A 26,454-nucleotide genomic window follows, 5' to 3' on the forward strand; every position below is an offset into this window, starting at 1 on the left:
CCCATGCCGAACTCAGAAGTGAAACGCCGTAGCGCCGATGGTAGTGTGGGGTCTCCCCATGTGAGAGTAGGGAACTGCCAGGCATCAAACAAGAAGAACCCCGTACCGTAAGGTGCGGGGTTTTTTGCTTTTGTTTTTCTCCCTCTCCCTGTGGGAGAGGGCCGGGGTGAGGGCACCAAACCGCACCATCCCCTCCTTGAAACTTTCTCACCTTACGCTTGCAGGCTCGACATTAACCCCGTTTCTGGGTATCGTTAGCTGTCTGGATGTCTAAACGTTTATACGTATGCTGTGAGGATTTAAGGTTATGCCGATTCGGGTGCAGGACGAGCTACCAGCCGTCAATTTCTTGCGTGAAGAGAATGTCTTCGTAATGACAACTTCGCGTGCTTCTGGTCAGGAAATTCGCCCGCTGAAGGTGCTGATCCTTAATTTGATGCCAAAGAAGATCGAAACAGAGAACCAGTTCTTGCGTTTGCTCTCCAACTCTCCGCTTCAGGTTGATATCCAGTTGCTGCGCATTGACGCGCGTGAGTCACGCAACACGCCTGCTGAGCATCTGAATAACTTCTACTGTAATTTTGAAGATATTCGCGATGAGAACTTCGATGGATTGATCGTCACCGGCGCACCGCTGGGTCTGGTGGAATTTAATGACGTTGCCTACTGGCCACAGATCAGGCAGGTGCTGGAGTGGGCAAAAGATCACGTCACGTCCACCTTGTTTGTCTGTTGGGCGGTACAGGCCGCATTGAATATCCTGTATGGTATTCCCAAGCAAACCCGCAGCGACAAACTTTCTGGCGTATACGAACACCACATCCTTCACCCGCATGCGCTGCTGACGCGTGGTTTCGATGACACTTTCCTGGCCCCGCATTCTCGCTACGCCGATTTTCCGGCACAGCTGATCCGAGATTACACCGACCTGGAAATCCTGGCCGAAACGGAAGACGGCGATGCCTACCTGTTCGCCAGTAAAGACAAACGCATCGCGTTCGTTACCGGCCATCCTGAGTACGATCCGCATACCCTCGCGGCAGAGTATTTTCGTGACGTTGAAGCGGGTCTGAATCCGGATGTCCCGTACAACTATTTCCCGAAAAACGATCCACAAAACACGCCTCGGGCAACCTGGCGTAGTCATGGAAATTTGCTGTTTACCAACTGGCTCAACTATTACGTCTACCAGATTACGCCGTACGATCTTCGCCACATGAATCCGACGCTGGAGTAATCGTCTGCATTAAACGATCCTAAAGCGTTTCAGCTATTCAGATCAGGCACCTTCGGGTGCCTTTTTTATTTCCGAAATCCTGTTCAACATACCAGGAAACTTTAACTCTATAGTAATCATGAAGTTGCGTTGCAATTAAAATTAAAATGGAAATTGTTTTTGATTTTGGAAAAATTATAGATAGTCTTAATTCTGCTGAGCGAAAACTACACAACGATCTTTCGCTCGCGTCGGGGGCGTGATTTGGATCTTTGATGAGGAGCAGAACGATGACTCAACAGGCAACAACGGTCGATGAACTGACCTTTACCCAGCCGAATGGTGAGCAAGAACAGCAAGTTTTGACGGCAGAAGCGGTAGAGTTTCTGACTGAACTGGTGACTCGCTTTACGCCACAGCGTAATAAACTGCTGGCGGCGCGCATTCACCAACAGCAGGGGATCGATAACGGCAAGTTGCCAGGATTTATTTCGGAAACTGCTTCCATTCGTCATGGTGATTGGAAAATCCGCGGAATCCCTGAAGATTTACAGGATCGTCGTGTGGAGATCACCGGCCCGGTAGAGCGCAAAATGGTGATCAACGCCATGAATGCCAACGTCAAAGTCTTTATGGCCGATTTTGAAGACTCGCTGGCACCGGACTGGCAGAAAGTTATCGACGGGCAGATCAACCTGCGCGACGCCGTCAATGGCACCATCAGCTATACCAACGAAGCCGGTAAAATTTACCAGCTCAAACCGAATCCGGCGGTGCTGATCTGTCGCGTACGCGGTCTGCATTTGCCAGAAAAGCACGTCACCTGGCGCGGAGAAGCGATTCCGGGCAGCCTGTTCGACTTTGCGCTGTACTTCTTCCACAACCATAAAAACCTGCTGGCGAAAGGCAGCGGCCCCTATTTCTATCTGCCGAAAACCCAGTCCTGGCAGGAAGCGGCGTGGTGGAGTGAAGTTTTCAGCTACGCAGAAGACCGCTTCAGCCTGCCGCGCGGCACCATTAAGGCCACGCTGCTGATTGAAACCCTGCCTGCCGTATTCCAGATGCATGAGATCCTCCATGCGCTGCGTGACCATATTGTGGGCCTGAACTGCGGCCGTTGGGATTACATCTTCAGCTACATCAAAACCCTGAAAAACCATGCTGACCGGGTATTGCCGGATCGTCAGGTTGTCACCATGGATAAACCGTTCCTCAGCGCCTACTCGCGCCTGCTGATTAAGACCTGCCACAAACGCGGCGCCTTTGCGATGGGCGGTATGGCGGCGTTTATCCCGAGCAAAGACGCAGAGCGTAACAATCAGGTGCTCAACAAGGTGAAAGCCGATAAAGAGCTGGAAGCCCGTAATGGCCACGACGGGACGTGGATTGCCCATCCTGGTCTGGCCGATACGGCGATGGAAGTCTTTAACCGCGTACTCGGCGACAACAAAAACCAGCTGTTTGTCACCCGTGAAGACGATGCGCCAATCGCAGAAGAACAGTTGCTGGCGCCGTGTGCGGGCGAACGCACGGAAGAGGGGATGCGCGCCAATATTCGCGTCGCCGTGCAGTACATCGAGGCATGGATCTCCGGCAACGGCTGCGTGCCGATTTACGGCCTGATGGAAGATGCCGCCACGGCGGAAATTTCACGTACCTCCATCTGGCAGTGGATCCACCATCAAAAAACGCTCAGCAACGGCAAACCGGTAACCAAAGCCCTGTTCCGTCAGATGCTGGCCGAAGAGATGCGGGTCATCCAGGACGAACTGGGCGAGCACCGCTTCAGCAGCGGGCGTTTTGACGATGCTGCACGTCTGATGGAGCAAATCACCACCTCTGATGACTTAATCGACTTCCTGACCCTGCCGGGCTACCGCTTCCTGGCGTAATTCACCACATAACAATATGGAGCATCTGCACATGAAAACCCGTACCCAACAGATCGAAGAGTTACAAAAAGAGTGGACCCAACCGCGCTGGGAAGGCATTCGCCGTCCGTACAGCGCAGAAGAAGTGGTGAAGTTACGCGGCTCGGTTAATCCGGAATGTACGCTGGCGCAGAACGGCGCGGCGAAAATGTGGGATCTGCTGCATGGGGGAGCTAAAAAAGGCTATATCAACAGCCTCGGCGCACTGACTGGCGGTCAGGCATTGCAGCAGGCGAAGGCCGGCATTGAAGCTATCTATCTTTCCGGCTGGCAGGTCGCGGCGGATGCTAACCTTGCCTCCAGCATGTATCCGGATCAATCTCTTTATCCGGCGAACTCGGTGCCGTCAGTGGTGGATCGGATCAACAATACCTTCCGCCGTGCGGATCAGATCCAGTGGGCCGCGGGTATCGAACCCCACGATCCGCGTTTTATAGACTATTTCCTGCCGATCGTCGCCGATGCGGAAGCCGGTTTCGGCGGCGTGCTGAACGCCTTTGAGCTGATGAAATCCATGATTGAGGCCGGTGCAGCGGCCGTTCACTTTGAAGATCAACTGGCGTCGGTCAAGAAGTGCGGGCATATGGGCGGGAAAGTGCTGGTACCAACCCAGGAAGCGATCCAAAAGCTGGTTGCCGCGCGTCTGGCTGCTGACGTGCTCGGCGTGCCGACGCTGGTGATTGCCCGTACCGATGCTGATGCGGCGGACCTGATCACCTCTGACTGCGATCCGTACGACAGCGAATTTATTACCGGCGAGCGCACCAGCGAGGGGTTCTATCGCACGCATGCCGGTATCGAACAGGCCATCAGCCGCGGTCTGGCCTATGCCCCTTACGCTGACCTGGTCTGGTGTGAAACCTCCACGCCGGATCTGGCGCTGGCGAAGCGTTTTGCCGATGCGATTCATGCGAAGTATCCGGGCAAGCTGCTGGCCTATAACTGTTCGCCGTCCTTCAACTGGCAAAAGAATCTGGACGATACCACCATCGCCAGCTTCCAGCAGCAGCTGTCGGATATGGGCTACAAGTACCAGTTCATCACCCTGGCGGGTATCCACAGCATGTGGTTCAACATGTTCGACCTGGCGCACGCCTACGCGCAGGGCGAAGGCATGAAGCACTATGTTGAGAAGGTGCAGCAGCCAGAATTTGCGGCAGGCAAAGAGGGATATACCTTCGTTTCGCACCAGCAGGAAGTGGGAACCGGCTACTTCGATAATGTGACCACGATTATTCAGGGCGGGGCCTCCTCCGTCACGGCATTAACGGGCTCAACGGAAGAAGCACAGTTCTAATCTTTTCCCCCTCTCCCCCCTCGGGGAGAGGGTTGGGGTGAGGGGGAATATATGTCGCGTGGTCTGGAATTACTGATTGCCCAAACTATTTTGCAGGGCTTCGATGCCCAATATGGCCGCTTTCTGGAAGTCACCTCCGGCGCGCAACAGCGTTTTGAGCACGCCGACTGGCATGCGGTTCAGCAGGCCATGAAGCAGCGTATCCATCTTTATGATCACCATGTAGGTCTGGTGGTGGAGCAACTGCGCTGTATCACCGACGGTAAAAGCCCGGATGCGGATTTTTTACTGCGCGTGAAAGAGCATTACACCCATCTGTTACCCGACTACCCGCGCTTCGAGATTGCGGAGAGCTTTTTCAACTCCGTCTATTGCCGGTTATTTGACCACCGCTCATTATCTCCTGAGCGGTTATTTATCTTCAGCTCCCAGCCGGAGCGCCGCTTCCGTACCATTCCGCGTCCGCTGGCGAAAGATTTCTTTCCCGATCGCGGCTGGGAAAAGCTCCTGCACCGCGTCTTAACGGATTTGCCGCTGCGCCTGCCGTGGGAGAATAAACCCCGGGATATCGGCTATATCCATGCGTATCTCAATGAAACCTTCGGCGAGGAGGTGCTCAGCCGCAGCCATTTGCAGGTTGCCAACGAGCTTTTCTACCGGAATAAGGCCGCCTGGCTGGTGGGCAAACTGGTTACGCCGACAGCCATCGTGCCGTTTCTGCTGCCCATTCACCGTACCGACGACGGCCAACTGTTTGTCGATACCTGCCTGACTACCAGCGCTGAGGCCAGTATCGTATTTGGCTTCGCCCGTTCCTATTTCATGGTCTATGCCCCACTGCCTGCCGCCCTGGTGGAGTGGCTGCGCGAGATCCTGCCGGGCAAAACCACCGCCGAGCTGTACATGGCGATTGGCTGTCAGAAGCATGCCAAAACGGAAAGTTATCGGGAATACCTGCGTTATGTCACCACGGCTGATGAGCAGTTTATCGAAGCGCCGGGGATCCGCGGCATGGTGATGCTGGTTTTCACACTGCCGGGCTTCGACCGCGTGTTTAAGGTGATTAAGGATAAATTCGCCCCGCAGAAGGAGATGAGCGCCGCGCACGTTCGCGCCTGCTATCAGCTGGTTAAAGAGCACGATCGTGTCGGGCGAATGGCCGATACCCAGGAGTTTGAAAACTTTGTGCTGGATAAGCAGCAGATCGATCCGTCGCTGATGTCGCTGCTAATGCAGGAAGCGCCGACGAAAATTACCGATCTTGGCGATAAGATTGCGATTAGCCATCTCTATATCGAACGCCGGATGGTGCCGCTAAATATCTGGCTGGAGCAGTCCGAAGGCCAGGCTTTACGAGACGCCATTGAAGAGTACGGCAATGCGATTCGCCAGCTCGCCGCCGCCAATATTTTCCCCGGCGACATGCTGTTTAAAAACTTCGGCGTCACCCGTCACGGGCGGGTGGTGTTCTACGATTACGATGAAATTTGCTACATGACCGAGGTGAACTTCCGCGATATCCCGGCGCCGCGCTACCCGGAAGATGAACTGTCCAGCGAGCCGTGGTACAGCGTATCGCCGGGCGATGTGTTTCCGGAGGAGTTTCGCCACTGGCTGTGTGCCGACCCGCGCATCGGGCCGTTATTTGAAGAGATGCATGCCGATCTGTTCCGCGCCAGCTACTGGCGCGGGCTGCAAACGCGGATCAAAAACGGACACGTGGAAGATGTCTACGCTTACCGCCGCAAGCAGCGGTTTTGCATCCGCTTTTCTCCCTCTCCCTGTGGGAGAGGGCCGGAGTGAGGGCATCAGGCGGCAATGCACGTTTAACGAATCCCACCATACGCCAGCGTCACCTCTTTCGCGGCCTTAATCACCATCGCGCCCAGCTCGGTGACGCGGTCGTCGGTCATGCGTGAAATCGGCCCGGAGATGGAGATGGCGGCAAACGGCTCGCGGTGCTCGTCAAAAATGCAGGACGCGAGGCAGCGCAGCCCGAGGGCATGTTCTTCGTCATCAAACGAATAGCCGCGCTTGCGGGTCAGAGCCAGATCTTCTTTCAGATGCACGGGCGACACCAGCGTGGCGTGGGTATAGGCGTGCAGCCCTTTACGGTGCAGCAGCCCCGTTACCTGCTCTTCGCTCAGCTGCGAGAGAAACGCTTTCCCTGCGCCAGAGGCGTGCATCGGCAGCTTGCCGCCAATCGGTGCGGACATGCGCATCAGCTGCGTACACTGCACCTGGTCGATAATAATCGCCTGGTGATCGCTCTGATCCAGTACGGCCAGGTTTACCGTCTCGCCGGACTCCTCCATCAGCTTGCGCAGAATCGGGTGGACAATCGCCAGCAGGTTGCGGCTTTGCAGGAAGCTGCTGCCGACAATAAACGCATGCGCCCCGACCGCCCAGTGTCCCAGCTCGCCCACCTGACGCACGAATCCCAGCTGCTGCATGGTGGTCAGCAGACGGTGCGTGGTGGAGTTCGGCAGGCCAGCCTGCTGCGCCAGCTCCGTCAGGGCCACGCTGCCGTGCGATTCGGCTATCCATTCCAGCAGCTTCAGGCCGCGCGTCAGGGATTGAACCTGTCCGCCAGGTTGTGCAGCGGTGGTTGCAGCAGGTTTTCTGCCGCGTTTAGCGGGAACGGTCGTAACCATGACGAACTCCTTTTTCTGTATCGTGGAAATCATTTTCGTTTTATTTGGTGGTTTTGCAACCGCTTTCCTGACTGATCGGAGGAGTGATAGTGAACATGTCTCATGTTACCGCTGTGTGACTTTTCGACCCTGCGAGATTATGCCAGTATGGAACGCAGCCTTTTGGCCATGTTGAGCGTTGTCGGGAGCAAGTGTGAGCAGCAAAGTAGAGCAACTGCGTGCGCAGTTAAATGAACGAATTCTGGTGCTGGACGGCGGCATGGGCACCATGATCCAGGGTTATCGCCTGAGCGAAGACGATTTCCGCGGCGAGCGCTTTGCCGACTGGCCTTGTGACCTGAAAGGGAACAACGACCTGCTGGTGCTCAGCAAGCCGTCCGTGATCAAGGATATCCACAACGCCTACTTCGAAGCGGGTGCGGATATCGTTGAAACCAACACCTTTAACTCGACAACCATCGCCATGGCGGATTACCAGATGGAATCCCTGTCGGCGGAGATCAACTTTGAAGCCGCAAAGCTTGCGCGCGCCTGCGCCGACGAGTGGACGGCCCGCACGCCGGACAAGCCGCGCTACGTTGCCGGGGTGCTTGGCCCAACCAACCGCACCGCGTCGATTTCACCGGACGTCAACGACCCGGCGTTTCGTAATATCACCTTTGACCAGCTGGTTGTTGCCTACCGTGAATCGACCAGAGCGCTGGTGGAAGGCGGTTCCGATCTGATCCTGATTGAAACGGTATTCGACACTCTCAACGCCAAGGCCGCGATTTACGCGGTGAAAGAGGAGTTCGAGGCGCTGGGCGTTGACCTGCCGATCATGATTTCCGGCACCATCACCGATGCCTCCGGCCGTACCCTGTCCGGCCAGACCACCGAAGCGTTTTATAACTCCCTGCGCCACGCCGAAGCGCTCTCCTTCGGCCTGAACTGCGCGCTGGGGCCGGACGAGCTGCGCCAGTACGTGCAGGAGCTTTCGCGCATCGCAGAGTGCTACGTCACCGCCCACCCGAACGCCGGTTTGCCGAACGCGTTCGGTGAGTACGATCTGGATGCCGACACCATGGCGGCGCAAATCCGCGAGTGGGCCGAATCTGGCTTCCTCAACATCGTCGGCGGCTGCTGCGGCACCACGCCGGAGCATATCGCCGCCATGAGCCGCGCCGTCGCCGGGCTTCCACCGCGCAAGCTACCCGAGCTTCCGGTAGCCTGTCGTCTGTCCGGCCTGGAGCCGTTGACCATCGGCGACGACAGCCTGTTTGTGAACGTGGGTGAGCGTACAAACGTCACCGGCTCCGCGAAGTTCAAGCGTCTGATCAAAGAAGAGAAGTACAGCGAAGCGCTGGATGTTGCTCGCCAGCAGGTGGAAAGCGGCGCGCAGATTATCGATATCAACATGGACGAGGGGATGCTCGACGCCGAAGCGGCGATGGTGCGTTTCCTCAACCTGATTGCCGGTGAGCCGGATATCGCCCGCGTGCCGATCATGATTGACTCCTCCAAATGGGACGTCATCGAAAAAGGGCTGAAGTGCATTCAGGGCAAAGGCATCGTTAACTCTATCTCAATGAAAGAGGGGGTCGATACCTTTATCCACCACGCGAAGCTGGTGCGTCGCTACGGGGCCGCCGTGGTGGTGATGGCCTTCGATGAAGTGGGTCAGGCCGATACCCGCGAGCGCAAGATTGAGATTTGCCGCCGCGCGTACAAAATTTTGACCGAAGAGGTGGGCTTCCCGCCGGAAGACATCATCTTCGACCCGAACATCTTCGCCGTCGCGACCGGCATCGAAGAGCACAACAACTACGCCCAGGACTTCATCGGCGCGTGTGAAGACATTAAACGCGAACTGCCGCATGCGCTGATCTCCGGCGGCGTGTCAAACGTCTCGTTCTCGTTCCGCGGCAACGACCCGGTTCGTGAGGCGATCCACGCCGTGTTCCTCTACTATGCCATCCGCAACGGGATGGACATGGGGATCGTCAACGCCGGCCAGCTGGCAATTTACGACGATCTGCCAGCCGAGCTGCGCGACGCCGTAGAAGACGTGATCCTCAATCGTCGTGACGACGCCACCGAACGCATGCTGGATCTGGCGGAAAAATACCGCGGCAGTAAATCTGACGAATCAGCCAACGTTCAACAGGCCGAATGGCGCTCCTGGGATGTGAATAAGCGTCTGGAATACTCGCTTGTAAAAGGCATTACCGAGTTTATCGAGGAGGATACTGAGGAAGCGCGTCAGCAGGCCGCCCGTCCGATTGAAGTGATCGAAGGGCCGCTGATGGACGGCATGAACGTGGTCGGCGATCTGTTCGGCGAGGGCAAAATGTTCCTGCCGCAGGTGGTGAAATCCGCCCGCGTCATGAAACAGGCGGTGGCGTATCTGGAACCCTTTATCGAAGCCAGCAAAGAGAAGGGCTCCAGTAACGGTAAAATGGTCATCGCCACCGTGAAGGGCGACGTACACGACATCGGCAAAAACATCGTTGGCGTGGTGTTGCAGTGTAATAACTACGAAATTATCGATCTTGGCGTGATGGTCCCGGCGGATAAAATCCTCAGGACCGCGCGTGAGGTGAATGCGGATCTGATTGGTCTTTCCGGGCTGATTACGCCGTCGCTGGACGAAATGGTCAACGTGGCAAAAGAGATGGAGCGCCAGGGCTTCACCATTCCACTGCTGATTGGCGGGGCAACCACCTCGAAAGCCCACACGGCGGTGAAAATCGAGCAGAACTACAGTGGGCCGACGGTGTATGTCCAAAACGCCTCGCGCACCGTGGGCGTGGTCTCCGCGCTGCTGTCTGACACCCAGCGCGATGACTTTGTCGCCCGCACCCGCAAAGAGTATGAAACCGTCCGCATTCAGCATGGACGTAAGAAACCGCGCACGCCGCCGGTTTCGCTTCAGGCGGCGCGCGAAAACGATCTGGCGTTCGACTGGTCCAGCTATACGCCGCCGGTCGCACACCGTCTGGGCGTGCAGGACGTGACGGCCAGCATCGAAACGCTGCGTAACTACATCGACTGGACGCCGTTCTTCATGACCTGGTCGCTGGCGGGCAAATATCCGCGCATTCTTGAAGATGAGGTGGTGGGCGAAGAGGCGAAGCGCCTGTTTAAAGATGCTAACGACATGCTCGACAGGCTGAGCGCAGAGAAAGCCCTCAACCCGCGCGGCGTGGTGGGGCTGTTCCCGGCGAACCGCGTGGGCGACGACGTGGAAATCTACCGCGATGAAACCCGCACCCATGTGCTGGCCGTGAGCCACCATCTGCGCCAGCAAACCGAGAAAGTGGGCTTTGCCAACTACTGCCTGGCGGATTTCGTCGCACCGAAACTCTCCGGTAAAGCCGACTATATCGGCGCCTTTGCCGTAACCGGTGGTCTGGAAGAAGACGCGCTGGCGGATGCGTACGACGCGCAGCACGATGATTACAACAAAATCATGGTGAAAGCGATCGCCGACCGTCTGGCGGAAGCCTTCGCTGAATATCTGCATGAACGCGTACGTAAGGTGCACTGGGGCTACGCGGCGAATGAGAATCTCAGCAACGAGGAGCTGATCCGCGAAAATTACCAGGGCATTCGTCCGGCGCCGGGGTATCCGGCCTGCCCGGAACACACCGAGAAGGGCACTATCTGGAAGTTGCTGGACGTCGAAGCGCATACCGGCATGAAGCTCACCGAGTCGTTCGCCATGTGGCCGGGCGCGTCCGTTTCCGGCTGGTACTTCAGCCATCCGGACAGCAAGTACTTCGCCGTGGCACAGCTTCAGCGCGATCAGATTGAGGATTACGCCCTGCGTAAAGGCATGAGCGTGTCAGAGGTGGAACGCTGGCTGGCGCCGAATTTGGGCTACGACGCAGACTAACGTCACTTTTCCTTACAACAAACAGGGCACCGCTATGGTGCCTTGTCTCTTTCTTACGTTTAAACCCTTATACTGAACCTCAGGAAAACGAATAACGATAAGGAGGAATACCTACCGTGTTGACGTTGTTACACCTGCTCTCCGCAGTCGCACTGCTGGTATGGGGCACCCATATCGTTCGTACCGGCGTGATGCGCGTGTTTGGCGCACGTTTACGTACCGTTCTCAGCGGCAGCGTTGAGAAGAAGCCGCTCGCCTTCTGCGCGGGTATTGGCGTCACGGCGCTGGTGCAAAGCAGCAACGCCACCACCATGCTCGTCACCTCGTTCGTGGCGCAGGATCTGGTGGCGCTCGCCCCGGCGCTGGTGATTGTCCTTGGCGCCGACGTCGGTACCGCGCTGATGGCGCGTATCCTGACGTTCGATCTCTCCTGGCTGTCGCCACTGCTGATTTTTATCGGCGTCATTTTTTTCCTCGGCCGTAAGCAAAGCCGTGCCGGGCAGCTTGGCCGCGTCGGTATTGGCCTCGGGCTGATCCTGCTGGCGCTGGAGCTGATTGTGCAGGCTGTCACGCCGATCACCCAGGCCAACGGTGTGCAGGTCATCTTCGCCTCGTTAACCGGCGATATTATGCTGGATGCGCTGATCGGCGCGGTATTCGCCATCGTCAGCTACTCCAGCCTGGCAGCGGTCCTGCTGACGGCGACCTTAACCGCCGCAGGGGTAATTTCCTTCCCGGTGGCGCTGTGCCTGGTGATCGGTGCCAACCTCGGCTCTGGCCTGCTGGCGATGCTCAACAACAGCGCCGCCAACGCTGCCGCCCGCCGGGTGGCGCTGGGGAGTTTACTGTTTAAGCTGGTGGGTAGCCTGATCATTCTGCCGTTTGTGCACCCGCTGGCGAACCTGATGGATAATCTCTCTCTGCCGAAAGCGGAACTGGTGATCTACTTCCACGTCTTCTACAACCTGGTGCGCTGTCTGGCGATGGTGCCGTTTGCCGCGCCGATGGCCCGCTTCTGCGAGCGGCTAATTCGTGATGAACCGGAGCTGGACGCGCGCCTTAAACCGAAGCATCTGGACACCTCTGTGCTGGACACGCCCGCACTGGCCATCGCCAATGCCGCCCGCGAAACGCTGCGCATGGGTGACGCGATGGAAACCATGCTGGAAGGGTTGCAAAAGGTGATGCACGGCGAGCCGCGCGAAGAAAAAGAGCTGCGCAGGCTGGCGGACGATATCAACGTGCTGTATACCGCCATCAAGCTCTATCTGGCGCGGATCCCCCAGGACGAGCTGGCGGAAGAGGAATCCCGCCGCTGGGCGGAAATTATTGAGATGTCGCTTAACCTGGAGCAGGCTTCGGATATTGTCGAGCGTATGGGCAGTGAAATCGCGGATAAATCCCTGGCCGCACGTCGGGCGTTTTCTGTGGAAGGGCTGAAAGAGCTGGAAGCGCTGCACGAACAGCTGGTCAGCAACCTGAAGCTGGCGATGTCGGTCTTCTTCTCCAGCGACGTGCCGAGCGCGCGCCGCCTGCGCCGCAACAAGCATCGTTTCCGCATCCTTAATCGCCGCTACTCGCACGCCCACGTTGAGCGTCTGCATCAGCAGAACGTGCAGAGTATCGAAACCAGCTCGCTCCATCTGGGGCTGCTGGGCGATATGAAACGTCTCAACTCGTTGTTCTGCGCGGTGGCGTACAGCGTGATGGAGCAACCGGATGAAGATGACGAGCGGGATGAGTATTAATCCCCAGAGGGTTTGATTGTTAACCCAAGGCCCAATGCTTTCATGACCGCCAGCGTGGTTTTGAGCGTTGGGTTCCCCTTATCACTGAATGATCGATACAGTTGTTCTCGTGACAGGCCCGTTTGCTGGGAAATGGTCGACATCCCTTTCGCTCGGGCGATGACGCCCAGCGCTTTAGCAATGTACGCTGAGTCACCCGTCTCTAATGCATCAGCCATAAACACAGCGATTTCCTCGTCATCCACCAGTGCGTTGGCTGGATCGTAGGGTGTTAATTTATGCATGCTCATTCACTCCTGCCATTGGGATACATTGCTCAGCATTTTTGCCATAAGTATGTCTCTGGCCTGGCTGCTTTTGTCACCACCACATAACAGCACGATGATGCAATTGCCCTGGTCCTTAAAATAGACTCTGTAGCCCGGGCCAAAGTGGATCCTCAGTTCACTGATACCTTCCCCCACGGGTCTAATGTCGCCCGCTAAGCCATTTGCCAGCCTAAAGAGGCGGGAAGCGATAATCGTCTTTGCCCGCCTGTCCTTTAAATTTTGCTCCCAGCGTCGGAAGGATTCTGTCTGAACGATCTCCTTCATATTACTCCCTGTGATTTATAAACTACAAGCAATTGTCTCTGGAGAGTAAAGCTAAAAGGAGTTAGCTCAAGGATAAATAGCCTGACGCTAAATCCTGAAAGCGTCTCGCAAACTAAAAAACCCGTCTCAGTAACCGTCGGCTAATCTTTTTTTCCAGCCCAAACCTAAGGTATATTTCGCCCTTCACAGGAGAAACTATGCTGCCAACTCAATCAACCCGATTAAACAAATACATTAGCGAGAGCGGGATCTGCTCACGTCGCGAGGCTGACCGTTACATTGAACAGGGTAACGTATTTCTTAACGGCAAACGCGCCACCATTGGTGATCAGGTGGTACCTGGCGATGTGGTGAAAGTGAATGGTCAGGTCATCGAACCGCGTGATGCCGAAGACCTGGTGTTTATCGCGTTGAACAAACCGGTTGGGATTGTCAGCACCACGGAAGATGGCGAGCGGGACAACATTGTTGATTTCGTGAACCACAGCAGCCGCATTTTCCCGATTGGCCGTCTGGATAAAGACTCTCAGGGGCTGATTTTCCTCACCAACCACGGCGATCTGGTGAACAAAATTCTGCGTGCCGGTAACGACCACGAGAAAGAGTACATCGTGACGGTGAACAAGCCGGTGACGGACGAGTTCATTCGCGGGATGGGCGCAGGCGTGCCGATTCTGGGCACCGTAACGAAGAAGTGTAAGGTCAAAAAAGAAGCGCCGTTTGCCTTCCGCATTACCCTGGTGCAGGGCTTAAACCGCCAGATCCGCCGCATGTGCGAGTATTTTGGTTATGAAGTGACGAAGCTGGAACGCACGCGCATCATGAACGTCAGCCTGTCCGGGATCCCGCTGGGCGAGTGGCGTGACCTAACGGATGACGAGCTGATCGAGCTGTTCAAACTTATCGAGAACTCCTCGTCCGAAGCGAAGCCGAAAGCCAAAGCCAAACCGAAAACGCAGGCGATTAAACGTCCGGTGGTGAAGGCACCGCAGGCAGAAGAGAAAGGGCGGGGCAAGCCGGGTAACGGAAAACGCTTTACCCAGCCGGGGCGCAAAAAGAAAGGGCGCTAATTAGCGCCTTCCACGGGTTGATGTATTGGCGGACCAGGAAAAGGTCGCCTCTGCATCCGGCTTATAAGCCTGCTCTTTTTTCAGCTTGCGGGCTTTTTTCGCCGCAGCCTCACGTTGCGCCATCAGTTTATCGATGTACTCTTTTTTAACCTGATTGGTTTCGGCGTTCGTCAGCGTGCGGCCATGCGCGATGCGGGCGCGGTCGAGAAGCGTTTTAAGTTCGCGCTGCTCGGCTTCGGTCATGTCTTTCTGGGTCAAACGTGGTGTAGCCATTGCTGAAGCCTCCTGATGGGGAGGCTTCAGTGTAAAGCAAGCCGGGACAATTAACCCTGTTTCACCGCATCTTTTTTCGGTTGGTCATCAATCGGCTTACCGGACCAGTACCCTGCTAACAGCGAACCGGACAGGTTATGCCAGACGGAGAACAGCGCCCCCGGTAGCGCTGCCAGCGGTGAGAAGTAAATTTTACCCAGCGCCGCCGCCAGGCCGGAGTTCTGCATCCCCACTTCGATCGCCAGCGTGCGGCAGGTGGATTCGTCAAAGCCAAACAGCTTCCCGCCCCAGTAACCGCCCAGCAGACCAATAGTGTTATGCAGCACAACCGCGACGATCACCACAAAGCCCACCGAAGCAATGTGCGATGCGGAACCGGCTACCACGGCGCTGATAATGGCCAGTATGCAGATCATCGAAAACGCGGGCAGATACGGCTCAACCGCTTTCACCACCCGCGGGAAGAGATGGTGGATCACCAGCCCCAGCGCAATCGGGATCACCACGATTTGCAGGATGCTGAGCAGCATGCCCATCACGTCCACCTGGATATGCGCGTCGACATACAGGCGGGTTAACAGAGGCGTGGCAATCACGCCCACCAGCGTGGAAACGGACGAGATGGTGACGGAAAGCGCCACGTCGCCTTTCGCCAGATAGATCATGACGTTAGATGCCGTGCCGCTGGCAACGCTCCCCACCAGCACCATCCCGGCGGAAAGGTCGGGCGGCATCTTAAAGGCCATCGCCAGCAGCCAGGCCGCGAGCGGCATCACCAGGTAGTGCAGGAAAATCCCTGCGGCAACCGGCGCCGGGCGAGACAGCACGCGTTTGAAATCGTCAATTTTCAGATGCACGCCCATGCCGAACATAATCAGCATCAGCAGCGTGGTGACCCACGGACCAATGCCCGTGAACGTGGCAGGAGTGTAATACGCGAGTACAGAGAGCAGCAGCGCCCATAACGGGAACAGCCGGGTGATAGCGGAGAGCATAGTGAATTCCTTGCAGTATTGTCGTGTTGTTTTGTTATAAAAAAGCCGGGTCTGTGCCCGGCTTATCGATATTGTTTAACGTGCTAACGAATTTTATTCAAACAAATTCTGATGAAGTTTCTGCACGACCTGCTCGGCCTGATCGGCAGGGACCAGGAAGCAGAGGTTGTAGCTGGATGCACCGTAGCAGATCATGCGGATATTGAACGGGTCGAGCACGCCGAACACCTCTTTACCCACGCCACAGGCGCGCGACAGCTTGTTGCCGATGATGGCCACCAGCGCCAGGTCTTCTTCTACTTCCACACGGCACAACTCGGAAAGCTCAATCAGCAGCGACTGCGTCAGCAGGGTATCACCCGTTGAGGTTGAACCGGTGGTGTCCAGCGTCAGCGCAATACTCACTTCGGAAGTGGTAATCAAATCTACAGAGATATTGTGGCGCGCCAGGATGCCAAACACTTCTGCCAGGAAGCCGCGGGAATGCAGCATATTATGGCTGTGCAGGGTAACCAGCGTCTGCTTACGACGCAGGGCCAGCGCGCGGAACAGCGGCGGGTTCTCGGTTTTCTTGCAGACCAGCGTCCCGCCCGCCTTTGGATCTTTACTTGAGCCAACGAAGACCGGAATGTCGCTGCGCACGGCGGGCAGCAGCGTGGCCGGGTGCAGCACTTTCGCGCCGAAAGTCGCCATTTCAGCCGCTTCTTCAAAGGCGATCACGTCAATACGTTTTGCCGCAGAGACCACGCGCGGGTCGGTGGTGTAGATTCCCGGCACGTCCGTCCAGATATCCACGCGGGTGGCGTGCAGGGCTTCACCCAGCAGGGCGGCGGTGTAGTCGCTACCGCCACGGCCCAGCGTGGTTGTGCGCCCTTTGGCTTCGCTGCCGATAAAGCCCTGGGTGATCACTATGCCTTCATCCAGGCGCGGGGCAAGCTGCTGGTTAGTCAGCTCAGCCAGGACTTCCACGTCCGGCTCGGCGCGGCCAAAGCGGTCGCTGGTGCGCATGACTTTACGCACGTCGAACCACTGCGCCTGAATATTGCGCTCGCGCATGATCTCAACGAACAGCAGGGTAGACATTAGTTCACCGTGGCTGACCAGCTCATCGGTCAGGGCGGTAGAGGTTGCCAGCGACGCGGCTTCGGCCAGAGTGGTGATATTTTCCAGCAGGCGTTCCACTTCCTCACGAATGACGTTCGGGTTTTGCAGACGCTCGAGAATGTCGAACTGAATTTTGCGCAGTGCATCCAGCTTCACGAAACGCTCGGTCGCTTCCAGTCCTTCAGACAGAGAAACCAGCAGGTTCGTCACGCCGGCTGAGGCGGAAAGTACCACCAGGCGGGTATTCGGATCGGCCAGCACCACATCGGCGCTGCGGTTCATGGCATCGTAGTCTGCCACACTGGTGCCGCCAAACTTGGCGACCACAAAACTCGTCATAACAACCTCGTGTCAGGGAATGAATAGAGCGACCTTGGCACAAGAATGAAGCGAGAACAGGTGCAGGCGCAAAATACGGCCCTATAAATAAAATGCGGGGGAGGTCCTGTCAATGCTGGGATTATGCGGATTTTTCATGGGGGGGTACCCCTCAGAAACAGGACTTATAACAGGCCCATATTTTATGCTCCTTTTTACCCCTTTTTGACCAACATTTCGCCACGCCGGAAGGGCGCGACAGCAGCTATACTTTTCGGGTCTTTTCACCTGCGTTTGATGCAGACCAGGGCAATGGCATAAAAACCATCACAATTTTTATTTGCAGGCGCTACAATCGACCGCAGTCACAATTCTCAAATCAGAAGAGTATTGCTATGAAAAACATCAACCCAACGCAGACCGCTGCATGGCAGGCACTACAGAAACATTTTGATGAAATGAAAGACGTCACCATCGCGGATCTGTTCGCGAAAGATGCCGATCGTTTCAGCAAGTTTTCCGCCACCTTCGATGACCTGATGCTGGTGGATTTCTCCAAGAACCGTATCACCGAAGAGACGCTGGCGAAGCTGCAAGATCTGGCGAAAGAGACTGAACTGGCAGATGCCATCAAATCCATGTTCTCCGGTGAGAAGATCAACCGCACCGAAGACCGTGCCGTGCTGCACGTGGCGCTGCGCAACCGTAGCAATACTCCAATTATCGTTGACGGCAAAGATGTGATGCCGGAAGTGAACGCGGTGCTGGAAAAGATGAAAACCTTCTCCGAAGCGATCATCTCAGGTAGCTGGAAAGGCTACACCGGCAAAGCGATCACCGACGTCGTAAACATCGGTATCGGCGGCTCTGACCTCGGCCCGTTCATGGTGACCGAGGCGCTGCGCCCGTACAAAAACCACCTCAACATGCACTTCGTGTCCAACGTCGATGGGACCCACATCGCTGAAGTGCTGAAAAAGGTGAACCCGGAAACCACGCTGTTCCTGGTGGCGTCTAAAACCTTCACCACTCAGGAAACCATGACCAACGCCCACAGCGCGCGCGACTGGTTCCTGAAAACCGCGGGCGACGAAAAGCACGTGGCGAAACACTTCGCGGCGCTGTCCACCAACGGTAAAGCGGTGGGTGAGTTCGGTATTGATACGGCGAACATGTTTGAGTTCTGGGACTGGGTTGGCGGCCGCTACTCTCTGTGGTCTGCGATCGGTCTGTCCATCATCCTGTCCGTCGGCTTCGACAACTTCGTTGAGCTGCTCTCCGGCGCGCACGCGATGGACAAACACTTCTCCACCACCGCGCCTGAGAAAAACCTGCCGGTGCTGCTGGCGCTGATCGGGATCTGGTACAACAACTTCTTCGGCGCTGAAACCGAAGCGATTCTGCCGTACGACCAGTACATGCACCGCTTTGCGGCCTACTTCCAGCAGGGCAACATGGAATCCAACGGCAAGTACGTTGACCGTAACGGCAACGCGGTGGATTACCAGACTGGCCCAATCATCTGGGGCGAGCCGGGCACCAACGGTCAGCACGCGTTCTACCAGCTGATCCACCAGGGCACCAAAATGGTACCGTGCGATTTCATCGCCCCGGCGATTACGCACAACCCACTGTCCGACCACCATCCGAAGCTGCTGTCTAACTTCTTCGCCCAGACCGAAGCGCTGGCGTTCGGTAAATCCCGCGAGGTGGTTGAGCAGGAGTACCGTGATCAGGGTAAAGATCCGGCAACGCTGGAGCACGTGGTGCCGTTTAAAGTGTTCGAAGGCAACCGTCCAACTAACTCCATTCTGTTGCGCGAAATCACGCCGTTCAGCCTGGGGGCGCTGATTGCCCTCTACGAGCACAAAATCTTCACTCAGGGCGCTATTCTGAACATCTTCACCTTTGACCAGTGGGGCGTTGAGCTGGGCAAACAGCTGGCAAACCGCATTCTGCCAGAGCTGGGTGACGATAAAGCGATCGACAGCCACGACAGCTCCACCAATGGTCTGATTAACCGTTATAAAGCCTGGCGTGCGTAATAAATATGTCATGAACAATGCCGGCGATATGCCGGCATTTTTTTATCGGATAATTCCTGATGTCTGTTAGTTATCTCAAATTCTGAATCTGAGTTTAATCCGAAAAAGACAGTAACCCCGTTAATTGCTGAGGTTTATTTTAAGAAAATACGGAGTGATGCTTTAATGTTCTTATATTATAAATTATTGATTTATATTTATTATATATTTACTTGATTCTTTTTTCCTTCCATTTTTAACCATTAGTCTGAAAACCTCATCCCTATTTACCCCCACGGTAAACCCACTGCTTTAGTTGTGTATACTCGAATCCGCCTGAATTTCTTTTCGGGCAAATCTCCATTCATTCATTGAAGGGAAATTGTTATGAAGAAAGTACTGTATGGCATTTTTGCCATATCTGCGCTTGCGGCGACGTCTGTCTATGCAGCTCCGGTCCAGGTCGGGGAAGCAGCAGGGTCGGCAGCGACGTCTGCGTCTGCGGGGAGTTCTACCGCAGCCAGCACCAGCGCCGTAAGTTCAGCCGTGGGTGTCGCGCTGGCGGCAACCGGTGGCGGTGATGGCTCCAATACCGGAACCACGACCACTACGACGACCAGCACCCAGTAATACCGGGTGTTTTAATCATAACCACACTTCGGTGTGGTTATTTCGCCCCTTCGGAGAAGAGTCGTGAAGCGACCTGCAATCATCCTGATTTGCCTGCTGTTGCAGGCGTGCTCAGCTACCACCAAAGGGCTGGGCCACTCACTGTGGGACAGCATGTTCGGCACGCCGGGCGTGCATCTGACCGATGACGAACTTCAGAACATGCCGTATGCCAGCCAGTACATGCAGCTAAACGATGGTCCGCAACTGTTTGTGGTGCTCGCTTTCGATGAAAACGGGCAGCAGAAATGGGTGACGCAGGATCAGGCCACCATCGTGACGCAGCATTCCCGCATCGTGAAAACGTTGCTCGGCGGCGACAACCTGCTTGAGGTGAACAACCTGGCTGAAGATCCGCTCATCAAGCCGAATCAGATTGTCGATGGCGCAAGCTGGACGCGCACGATGGGCTGGACCGAGCACAAACAGGTGCGCTACGCCACGGCCCGCTCCACCTTCCGCTGGGACGGTACGGATAGTGTCAAAGTGGGCAGCGACGAAACGCAGGTGCGCGTGCTGGATGAAGAGGTGACAACCGATCAGGCCACCTGGCATAACCGCTTCTGGGTGGACGAAGAGGGGCAAATCCGCCAGTCCTTACAGTATCTCGGTGCCGGTTTCTTCCCGGTGAAGACCACCCTGATCAAGGCGGCGAAATCATGAAAATGTTCATCCACATTGCGCTTCTCGCCAGCCTGGCCTCGCCGCTGGCGTGGTCTGCGGGAACGGTACAGGTCTACACCCCGGACAGCGAAAAACCTAAAACCTTAACCAATGCCGGGCATCTGCTCGATCTGGTGGGGCAGCCGAGGCTGGCGAAAAGCTGGTGGACCGGGGCGGTTATCAGCGAGCGTCAGGCGACGATTGTAGCGGAACAAAAACATCAGGCGCTGCTCGCCCGACTGAGCGGGCTGGCACAACAGGAAGATGCCGACGATGCCGCGGCTATTACTAGCCTGCGTCAGCAGCTTCAGGCGGTTAAGGTGACGGGGCGCCAGAAGGTGAATCTCGATCCCGACGAAGTGCGTGTCGCGGAAAACGGCAATCCGTCGCTGGAAGGGGACTATACCCTGTGGCTTCCGGCTCAGCCTTCCACCGTCACCGTGATGGGGCTTCTCAGCAGCCCTGGCAAAAAGCCGTTTACGCCGGGCCGGGACGTGGCGAGCTATCTCGACGAGCAAAGTCTGCTCAGCGGAGCGGATAAAAGCTATGCCTGGGTGGTCTATCCGGACGGGCATACGCAGAAAGCGCCGGTGGCTTACTGGAATAAACGCCATATCGAACCTATGCCGGGCAGCATCATTTTTGTCGGTTTTGCCGACCATTTCTGGACGAAAGCGTATGACGGGCTTAATGCCGATATCCTTCGCTCCCTGATACAGCGGATACCGGAATAATGAAAAAAACCTATCTCTACAGCATGCTTGCACTGTGCGTGAGTGCCGCCTGTCATGCAGAAACGTATCCGGCACCCATCGGCCCGTCGCAGTCCGATTTTGGCGGCGTGGGCTTACTGCAAACCCCAACCGCGCGTATGGCCCGCGAGGGGGAAATCAGCCTTAACTATCGCGATAACGATCAGTACCGTTACTACTCTGCGTCCGTACAGCTGTTCCCCTGGCTGGAGACCACGCTGCGCTACACCGACGTGCGTACAAAACAGTACAGCAGCGTAGACGCTTTCTCCGGCGATCAGACCTACAAAGACAAAGCCTTCGACGTGAAGCTGCGTCTGTGGGAAGAGAGTTACTGGATGCCGCAGGTCTCCGTTGGTGCGAAAGACATTGGCGGGACCGGCCTGTTTGACGCGGAATACATCGTGGCCAGCAAAGCCTGGGGACCGTTTGATTTCTCACTCGGTCTGGGATGGGGCTATCTGGGTACCAGCGGCAACGTAACCAACCCGTTCTGTACCTACAGCGACAAATACTGCTACCGCGATAACAGCTACAAAAAAGCGGGTTCCATCAACGGCGACCAGATGTTCCACGGCCCGGCCTCGCTGTTTGGTGGTGTAGAGTATCAAACGCCATGGCAGCCGCTGCGCCTGAAGCTGGAGTACGAAGGTAATAACTACAGCGAAGATTTTGCCGGCAAAATTGAGCAGAAGAGCAAGTTTAACGTCGGCGCCATTTACCGCGTCACCGACTGGGCCGACGTTAACCTCAGCTATGAGCGCGGTAATACCCTGATGTTTGGCTTTACCCTGCGCACTAACTTTAACGACATGCGGCCGCACTATAATGACAACCCGCGGCCAAAATATCAGCCGGAGCCGCAGGATGCGATCATTCAGCACTCCGTGGTAGCGAACCAGCTGACGCTGCTGAAATATAACGCGGGCCTGGCGGATCCGAAGATCCAGACCAAAGGCGATACGCTGTATGTTACCGGCGAGCAGGTGAAATACCGCGACTCCCGCGAAGGGATCGAGCGCGCCAACCGGATCGTCATGAACGATCTGCCGGAGGGGATCCGCACGATCCGCGTGACGGAGAACCGCCTGAATCTGCCGCAGGTCACCACCGAAACCGATGTTGCCAGCCTTAAGCGTCATCTTGAAGGCGAACCGCTCGGGCATGAAACCGAGCTGGTGCAAAAACGCGTTGAGCCGGTGGTGCCGGAAACCACCGAGCAGGGCTGGTATATCGATAAATCGCGCTTCGATTTCCATATCGATCCGGTGCTGAACCAGTCCGTGGGTGGGCCGGAAAACTTCTACATGTATCAGCTGGGCGCGATGGCGACGGCGGATCTGTGGGTGACCGACCACCTGTTGACCACCGGTAGTCTGTTCGGCAACATTGCCAACAACTACGACAAATTTAACTACACCAACCCGCCGAACGATTCAAAACTGCCGCGCGTGCGTACCCGCGTTCGCGAATATGTGCAGAACGATATCTACGTGAATAACCTCCAGGCCAACTACTTCCAGTATTTCGGCAACGGCTTCTACGGCCAGGTTTACGGTGGCTATCTGGAAACCATGTTCGGCGGCGCCGGGGCAGAAGTGCTTTATCGTCCTGTCGACAGCAACTGGGCGTTTGGGGTTGATGCCAACTACGTGAAACAGCGTGACTGGCGCAGCGCGCAGGACATGATGAAGTTCACCGACTACAGCGTCAAAACCGGCCACCTGACCGCCTACTGGACGCCGTCGTTCGCGCAGGACGTGCTGGTAAAAGCCAGCGTCGGCCAGTATCTGGCGGGCGATAAGGGCGGCACGCTGGATATCTCCAAACACTTTGACAGCGGCGTTGTGGTGGGCGGCTATGCCACCATCACCAACGTTTCGCCAGACGAGTACGGGGAAGGGGACTTCACCAAAGGGGTGTACGTGTCGATTCCGCTGGATCTGTTCTCATCAGGCCCAACCCGCAGCCGTGCGGCAGTGGGCTGGACGCCGCTGACGCGCGACGGCGGTCAGCAGCTTGGACGTAAATTCCAGCTGTATGATATGACCAGCGATAAGAACATTAACTTCCGCTGATGCTTCACGCCGGGCGGCACTGCGTTTGCCCGGCCTACGGTTTTTGTAGGCCCGGTAAGCGCAGCGCCACCGGGCGAATGCGCCAAACATAAACAAAAAATATAGATCCCCGTCACATTTTTGCGTTATACAGGAACCTCGCCCTGGAGAATGAGGTGCTGTATGACATCCCTGACTCGTCCGCGCGTTGAGTTTATCTCAACGATACTCCAGACCGTACTGAACCTCGGTCTGCTGAGCCTTGGCCTGATCCTGGTCGTTTTTCTGGGTAAAGAGACGGTGCATCTGGCGGATGTGCTCTTTGCTCCTGAGCAAACCAGCAAATACGCACTGGTGGAAGGCCTGGTGGTCTACTTTCTCTACTTTGAATTTATCGCCCTGATTGTGAAGTACTTTCAGTCCGGCTTTCACTTCCCGCTGCGCTATTTTGTCTACATTGGCATCACCGCCATTGTGCGGCTGATCATCGTCGATCATAAATCCCCGCTCGACGTGCTGATCTACTCGGCGGCGATCCTGCTGCTGGTGATCACCCTCTGGCTGTGCAACTCAAAGCGGCTAAAACGCGAATAAAAAAAGGGCGCTCCGAAGAGCGCCTAACAACAGTCACAAGTTGGTTCAATACAATACGTCTAAAGTTGAGGGTTGCAGTGGCATAACAAATGAAACTTAACCTTTCACACCGCCCGCCGTCAGGCCGTTGACCAGCCAGCGCTGGGCCAGCAGGAACACCACGGTAATCGGGATGGCAGAGAGGACGGCCGCCGCGGCAAAGTCGCCCCACAGGTAGTTTTGCGGGTTGAGATACTGCTGCATACCGACGGCCAGGGTGTAGCTGTTTACATCGCGCAGTAACAGAGAGGCGACCGGTACTTCGGTGATCGCCGCGATAAACGACAGAATAAACACCACCGCCAGAATCGGCACCGACATCGGCAGCAGCACCAGGCGGAACGCCTGCCACGGTGTCGCGCCATCCAGTGCCGCCGCTTCTTCCAGCGAGCCGTCGATGGTTTCGAAATAGCCTTTAATGGTCCACACGTGCAGGGCGATACCGCCGAGATAGGCGAAGATCACGCCGCCGTGAGTGTTCAGGCCGATGAACGGCACGTACTGGCCCAGACGGTCAAACAAGGCATATAACGCCACCAGCGACAGTACGGCCGGGAACATCTGGAAAATCAGCATCCCTTTCAGCAGGGTCGCTTTGCCCGGAAAACGCATACGGGCGAAGGCGTAAGCACAGGTGGTGGAGAGCGTCACGATGCCGATGGCTGTGATGGTTGCCACCTTCACCGAGTTCCACAGCCACAGCAGCACCGGGAACGGCGGCGGCGTGACGCGGCCATCCGCGTGTTCCACGCTGAAGCCCAGCGCGAGCTTCCAGTGCTCCCAGGAGATTTCGTCCGGGATCAGGCTCCCGGTGGCGAAGTTCCCCGAACGCAGGGAGATGGCGATAACCATCAGCAGCGGGAACATGATCGCCGCGATGAAAATCAGCAGGCCTAAGTGCGTCGCGAGGAGGCGCAGTTTCTGAGATTTGGGTTGTACCATTGCCATGTTCAGTGCCCTCCTTAGTCAAATTTCATACGTGTGGCTTTCAGGTTCACAATCGCCAGGGCGCCCACCAGCAGGAAGATCAGGGTGGCAATCGCCGCCGCCAGGCCGAAGTCCTGACCGCCGCCGCCCTCGAAGGCGATGCGGTAGGTGTAGCTCACGAGCAGGTCGGTATAGCCTGCCGGCGTGGTGGTGCCGAGACGGTCCGGGCCACCGTTAGTCAACAGCTGAATCAGCACGAAGTTGTTAAAGTTAAAGGCGAAGCTGGCGATCATCAGCGGCGTCAGCGGCTTAATGAGCAGCGGCAGGGTAATTTTGAAGAAGTTCTGGAACGGACCCGCGCCGTCCATCGCCGAGGCTTCGTAAAGGTCGTCCGGGATGGCCTTCAGCAGCCCCATGCACAGGATCATCATGTACGGATAGCCCAGCCAGGTGTTCACGATGATAATCATCGAGCGAGCGGTGGTCGGGTCGCTGAACCAGGCCGGTTTAATGCCGAACAGCGCGCTCAGCATCATGTTGATTTCACCGAAGCTCTGGTTAAACAGCCCTTTGAAAATCAGAATCGAGATGAACGACGGCACGGCGTACGGCAGAATCAGCAGCACGCGGTAAATCGCTTTGCCCTTCAGGGACTCCCACTGCACGAGGCAGGCCAGCACCATGCCCACGGCCACGGTCAGGATCACGGTCAGTACGGAGAAGACCACCGTCCAGACGAAGATGGCGAAGAACGGTTTCTGGATGCCTTCGTCGGTAAACACGCGGGTAAAGTTGTCCCAGCCGATGGTGACGGTATAGCCCGGGCTGAGTTTGTCATCCCCCCAGCTGCCGTCGGCATTCACCGACTGATAGAAACCAATATCGTTGTTCGGGCGGTACTTCACGCCGCTCTGGTTGTTGGTCAGCGTGCCGTCATCCGCCAGGGTATAGAGCGGTTGGGTGCCGGAGAACTGGCGCAGCGAGCTCATGATCACTTTGCTTTCGTCTGGCAGTACGGCGGTGAGCTGGGTCAGTGCCTGGCGATTCTGGGTGATGATACGCAGGTTGGCACGTTCACCTTCCGGCAGGGCCGCAGCCTCTTTTAAGGTCAGCTTCTGCTCACCGCCAAATTTGAACGCGTCGGAAAGATAGGTTTTGCCGCTCTCACCGTCAGTGAGCGCTAACTTCCACTCATCACCCGCAGGATACAGGCCGAAGTTAAAGGTTTTACCCGCCTGATAAGAACGGTCCAGAAGCACCTGGGTGGCACGCTCCTGCGCGAGCTGGTTGGTGCTGCTGTAGTTGGTAAAGGCAATCGCGATGGTGCAGATCAGCGGAAAGAGGACAAACAGCCCCATCCCGGCAACGCCCGGGTAAACATAGCGCCAGGCATACGCTTTACGGTTGGCGAAAATATACAGGCCAACCGAGCTTAAAATCAGCGTCATGATGGCGAATAGGTATTCCCCTTGCACGTACATTAAAACAACAAGGTAACCCACCAGCAGACACAGCAGACCTATCACTGACCACTTCAGTGCGTCGCTTTGCCACCAGTGTTTCTTTTTAATGACATCCATGGGGTTCTTCCTCTACAACGGTGGAAACTTATCGTCAGGTGGCGCTGCGCTTACCTGACCTACGGATCGTGCC

Annotated in this window: 21 protein-coding genes; 13 read left to right on the forward strand and 8 right to left on the reverse strand. The window is 56.3% G+C overall.

Annotation, left to right across the window (positions count from 1 at the left end; genetic code table 11):
• Positions 1-307: 307 nt before the first annotated feature.
• The 4 genes from metA (at position 308) to aceK (ending at position 6,247) form a co-directional block, all read left to right on the forward strand.
• Complete coding sequence (gene metA / locus SK53_RS20730) at positions 308-1,237, forward strand: homoserine O-acetyltransferase MetA (RefSeq protein WP_003860360.1); 930 nt, start codon at positions 308-310, stop codon at positions 1,235-1,237.
• A 269-nt stretch (positions 1,238-1,506) separates the two neighbouring features.
• The gene (gene aceB / locus SK53_RS20735; protein WP_045331332.1) at positions 1,507-3,108 is read left to right on the forward strand and encodes a malate synthase A; all 1,602 of its coding nucleotides are present in this window, start codon (positions 1,507-1,509) and stop codon (positions 3,106-3,108) included.
• Between the two features lie 31 nt (positions 3,109-3,139).
• Positions 3,140-4,444: an isocitrate lyase gene (aceA, locus tag SK53_RS20740; RefSeq protein ID WP_003860356.1), complete on the forward strand. Its 1,305-nt coding sequence runs from the start codon at positions 3,140-3,142 to the stop codon at positions 4,442-4,444.
• Positions 4,445-4,495: 51 nt separating this feature from the next.
• On the forward strand, positions 4,496-6,247 hold the full coding sequence (gene aceK, locus SK53_RS20745) for a bifunctional isocitrate dehydrogenase kinase/phosphatase (RefSeq protein ID WP_003860354.1): 1,752 nt from the start codon (positions 4,496-4,498) through the stop codon (positions 6,245-6,247).
• Positions 6,248-6,270: 23 nt separating this feature from the next.
• Here aceK and iclR read toward each other — a convergent pair whose 3' ends face one another.
• Positions 6,271-7,098, reverse strand: coding sequence for a glyoxylate bypass operon transcriptional repressor IclR (iclR, locus tag SK53_RS20750; RefSeq protein ID WP_003860353.1), 828 nt, complete (start codon positions 7,096-7,098; stop codon positions 6,271-6,273).
• Between the two features lie 193 nt (positions 7,099-7,291).
• Here iclR and metH point away from each other — a divergent pair, with 193 nt between their 5' ends.
• Entirely contained in the window at positions 7,292-10,975 is a 3,684-nt protein-coding gene (gene metH, locus SK53_RS20755) for a methionine synthase (protein WP_048209951.1), read from the forward strand.
• A 116-nt stretch (positions 10,976-11,091) separates the two neighbouring features.
• The gene (locus tag SK53_RS20760; protein WP_003860350.1) at positions 11,092-12,723 is read left to right on the forward strand and encodes a Na/Pi cotransporter family protein; all 1,632 of its coding nucleotides are present in this window, start codon (positions 11,092-11,094) and stop codon (positions 12,721-12,723) included.
• On the opposite strand, the gene SK53_RS20765 is transcribed toward SK53_RS20760, so the two are convergent.
• Positions 12,720-13,007 (reverse strand): addiction module antidote protein, encoded by a 288-nt coding sequence (locus SK53_RS20765; RefSeq protein ID WP_022650216.1) that lies wholly within the window; start codon positions 13,005-13,007, stop codon positions 12,720-12,722. The two genes, SK53_RS20760 and SK53_RS20765, sit on opposite strands and share 4 nt — an antisense overlap.
• 6 nt (positions 13,008-13,013) lie before the next feature.
• A complete protein-coding gene (locus SK53_RS20770) occupies positions 13,014-13,316 on the reverse strand; it encodes a type II toxin-antitoxin system RelE/ParE family toxin (RefSeq protein ID WP_023315213.1) in 303 nt (100 codons plus the stop codon).
• 197 nt (positions 13,317-13,513) lie between these two features.
• Here SK53_RS20770 and rluF point away from each other — a divergent pair, with 197 nt between their 5' ends.
• Positions 13,514-14,386: a 23S rRNA pseudouridine(2604) synthase RluF gene (gene rluF, locus SK53_RS20775; RefSeq protein WP_022646725.1), complete on the forward strand. Its 873-nt coding sequence runs from the start codon at positions 13,514-13,516 to the stop codon at positions 14,384-14,386.
• Here rluF and SK53_RS20780 read toward each other — a convergent pair whose 3' ends face one another.
• The 3 genes from SK53_RS20780 to lysC form a co-directional block, all read right to left on the reverse strand.
• Entirely contained in the window at positions 14,387-14,659 is a 273-nt protein-coding gene (locus SK53_RS20780) for a YjbD family protein (protein ID WP_003860346.1), read from the reverse strand.
• A 50-nt stretch (positions 14,660-14,709) separates the two neighbouring features.
• A complete protein-coding gene (panS, locus tag SK53_RS20785; protein WP_022650218.1) occupies positions 14,710-15,654 on the reverse strand; it encodes a ketopantoate/pantoate/pantothenate transporter PanS in 945 nt (314 codons plus the stop codon).
• Positions 15,655-15,747: 93 nt separating this feature from the next.
• Positions 15,748-17,097 carry a lysine-sensitive aspartokinase 3 gene (lysC, locus tag SK53_RS20790; RefSeq protein ID WP_003860344.1) on the reverse strand — a complete coding sequence of 450 codons (1,350 nt, stop codon included), beginning with the start codon at positions 17,095-17,097 and terminating at the stop codon, positions 15,748-15,750.
• Positions 17,098-17,471: 374 nt separating this feature from the next.
• On the opposite strand from lysC, the gene pgi reads away from it, so the two are divergent.
• From pgi to psiE, 6 genes are all read left to right on the forward strand, one after another.
• Complete coding sequence (gene pgi / locus SK53_RS20795) at positions 17,472-19,121, forward strand: glucose-6-phosphate isomerase (RefSeq protein WP_003860343.1); 1,650 nt, start codon at positions 17,472-17,474, stop codon at positions 19,119-19,121.
• Between the two features lie 366 nt (positions 19,122-19,487).
• Positions 19,488-19,730 carry an exopolysaccharide production protein YjbE gene (gene yjbE / locus SK53_RS20800; protein WP_003860341.1) on the forward strand — a complete coding sequence of 81 codons (243 nt, stop codon included), beginning with the start codon at positions 19,488-19,490 and terminating at the stop codon, positions 19,728-19,730.
• A 63-nt stretch (positions 19,731-19,793) separates the two neighbouring features.
• Positions 19,794-20,432 (forward strand): YjbF family lipoprotein, encoded by a 639-nt coding sequence (locus SK53_RS20805; protein ID WP_003860339.1) that lies wholly within the window; start codon positions 19,794-19,796, stop codon positions 20,430-20,432.
• A complete protein-coding gene (locus SK53_RS20810) occupies positions 20,429-21,166 on the forward strand; it encodes a capsule biosynthesis GfcC family protein (protein ID WP_023315215.1) in 738 nt (245 codons plus the stop codon). The genes SK53_RS20805 and SK53_RS20810 overlap by 4 nt, the downstream gene beginning before the upstream one ends.
• Positions 21,166-23,262 carry a YjbH domain-containing protein gene (locus SK53_RS20815; RefSeq protein ID WP_048209952.1) on the forward strand — a complete coding sequence of 699 codons (2,097 nt, stop codon included), beginning with the start codon at positions 21,166-21,168 and terminating at the stop codon, positions 23,260-23,262. Before SK53_RS20810 ends, SK53_RS20815 begins: the two co-directional genes overlap by 1 nt.
• A gap of 162 nt (positions 23,263-23,424) precedes the next feature.
• Positions 23,425-23,835: a phosphate-starvation-inducible protein PsiE gene (gene psiE / locus SK53_RS20820; RefSeq protein ID WP_000202963.1), complete on the forward strand. Its 411-nt coding sequence runs from the start codon at positions 23,425-23,427 to the stop codon at positions 23,833-23,835.
• A 96-nt stretch (positions 23,836-23,931) separates the two neighbouring features.
• On the opposite strand, the gene malG is transcribed toward psiE, so the two are convergent.
• The gene (gene malG / locus SK53_RS20825; RefSeq protein WP_048209953.1) at positions 23,932-24,822 is read right to left on the reverse strand and encodes a maltose ABC transporter permease MalG; all 891 of its coding nucleotides are present in this window, start codon (positions 24,820-24,822) and stop codon (positions 23,932-23,934) included.
• A 14-nt stretch (positions 24,823-24,836) separates the two neighbouring features.
• Positions 24,837-26,381, reverse strand: a complete 1,545-nt coding sequence (gene malF / locus SK53_RS20830; RefSeq protein ID WP_003860331.1) for a maltose ABC transporter permease MalF — start codon at positions 26,379-26,381, stop codon at positions 24,837-24,839.
• Positions 26,382-26,454 lie beyond the last annotated feature (73 nt).

The sequence above is a fragment of the Enterobacter sp. MGH119 genome (assembly GCF_001037675.1).
Classification (GTDB): Bacteria; Pseudomonadota; Gammaproteobacteria; order Enterobacterales; family Enterobacteriaceae; genus Enterobacter; species Enterobacter hormaechei_C.

What these genes read in the sequence shown, in the direction of transcription:
- metA (WP_003860360.1), top strand. Translation starts at nt 308, where the DNA reads ATGCCGATTCGGGTGCAGGACGAGCTACCAGCCGTCAATTTCTTGCGT.
- aceB (WP_045331332.1), top strand. Translation starts at nt 1,507, where the DNA reads ATGACTCAACAGGCAACAACGGTCGATGAACTGACCTTTACCCAGCCG.
- aceA (WP_003860356.1), top strand. Translation starts at nt 3,140, where the DNA reads ATGAAAACCCGTACCCAACAGATCGAAGAGTTACAAAAAGAGTGGACC.
- aceK (WP_003860354.1), top strand. Translation starts at nt 4,496, where the DNA reads ATGTCGCGTGGTCTGGAATTACTGATTGCCCAAACTATTTTGCAGGGC.
- iclR (WP_003860353.1), bottom strand. Translation starts at nt 7,098, where the DNA reads ATGGTTACGACCGTTCCCGCTAAACGCGGCAGAAAACCTGCTGCAACC.
- SK53_RS20765 (WP_022650216.1), bottom strand. Translation starts at nt 13,007, where the DNA reads ATGCATAAATTAACACCCTACGATCCAGCCAACGCACTGGTGGATGAC.
- SK53_RS20770 (WP_023315213.1), bottom strand. Translation starts at nt 13,316, where the DNA reads ATGAAGGAGATCGTTCAGACAGAATCCTTCCGACGCTGGGAGCAAAAT.
- rluF (WP_022646725.1), top strand. Translation starts at nt 13,514, where the DNA reads ATGCTGCCAACTCAATCAACCCGATTAAACAAATACATTAGCGAGAGC.
- SK53_RS20780 (WP_003860346.1), bottom strand. Translation starts at nt 14,659, where the DNA reads ATGGCTACACCACGTTTGACCCAGAAAGACATGACCGAAGCCGAGCAG.
- panS (WP_022650218.1), bottom strand. Translation starts at nt 15,654, where the DNA reads ATGCTCTCCGCTATCACCCGGCTGTTCCCGTTATGGGCGCTGCTGCTC.
- lysC (WP_003860344.1), bottom strand. Translation starts at nt 17,097, where the DNA reads ATGACGAGTTTTGTGGTCGCCAAGTTTGGCGGCACCAGTGTGGCAGAC.
- pgi (WP_003860343.1), top strand. Translation starts at nt 17,472, where the DNA reads ATGAAAAACATCAACCCAACGCAGACCGCTGCATGGCAGGCACTACAG.
- yjbE (WP_003860341.1), top strand. Translation starts at nt 19,488, where the DNA reads ATGAAGAAAGTACTGTATGGCATTTTTGCCATATCTGCGCTTGCGGCG.
- SK53_RS20810 (WP_023315215.1), top strand. Translation starts at nt 20,429, where the DNA reads ATGAAAATGTTCATCCACATTGCGCTTCTCGCCAGCCTGGCCTCGCCG.
- SK53_RS20815 (WP_048209952.1), top strand. Translation starts at nt 21,166, where the DNA reads ATGAAAAAAACCTATCTCTACAGCATGCTTGCACTGTGCGTGAGTGCC.
- psiE (WP_000202963.1), top strand. Translation starts at nt 23,425, where the DNA reads ATGACATCCCTGACTCGTCCGCGCGTTGAGTTTATCTCAACGATACTC.
- malG (WP_048209953.1), bottom strand. Translation starts at nt 24,822, where the DNA reads ATGGCAATGGTACAACCCAAATCTCAGAAACTGCGCCTCCTCGCGACG.
- malF (WP_003860331.1), bottom strand. Translation starts at nt 26,381, where the DNA reads ATGGATGTCATTAAAAAGAAACACTGGTGGCAAAGCGACGCACTGAAG.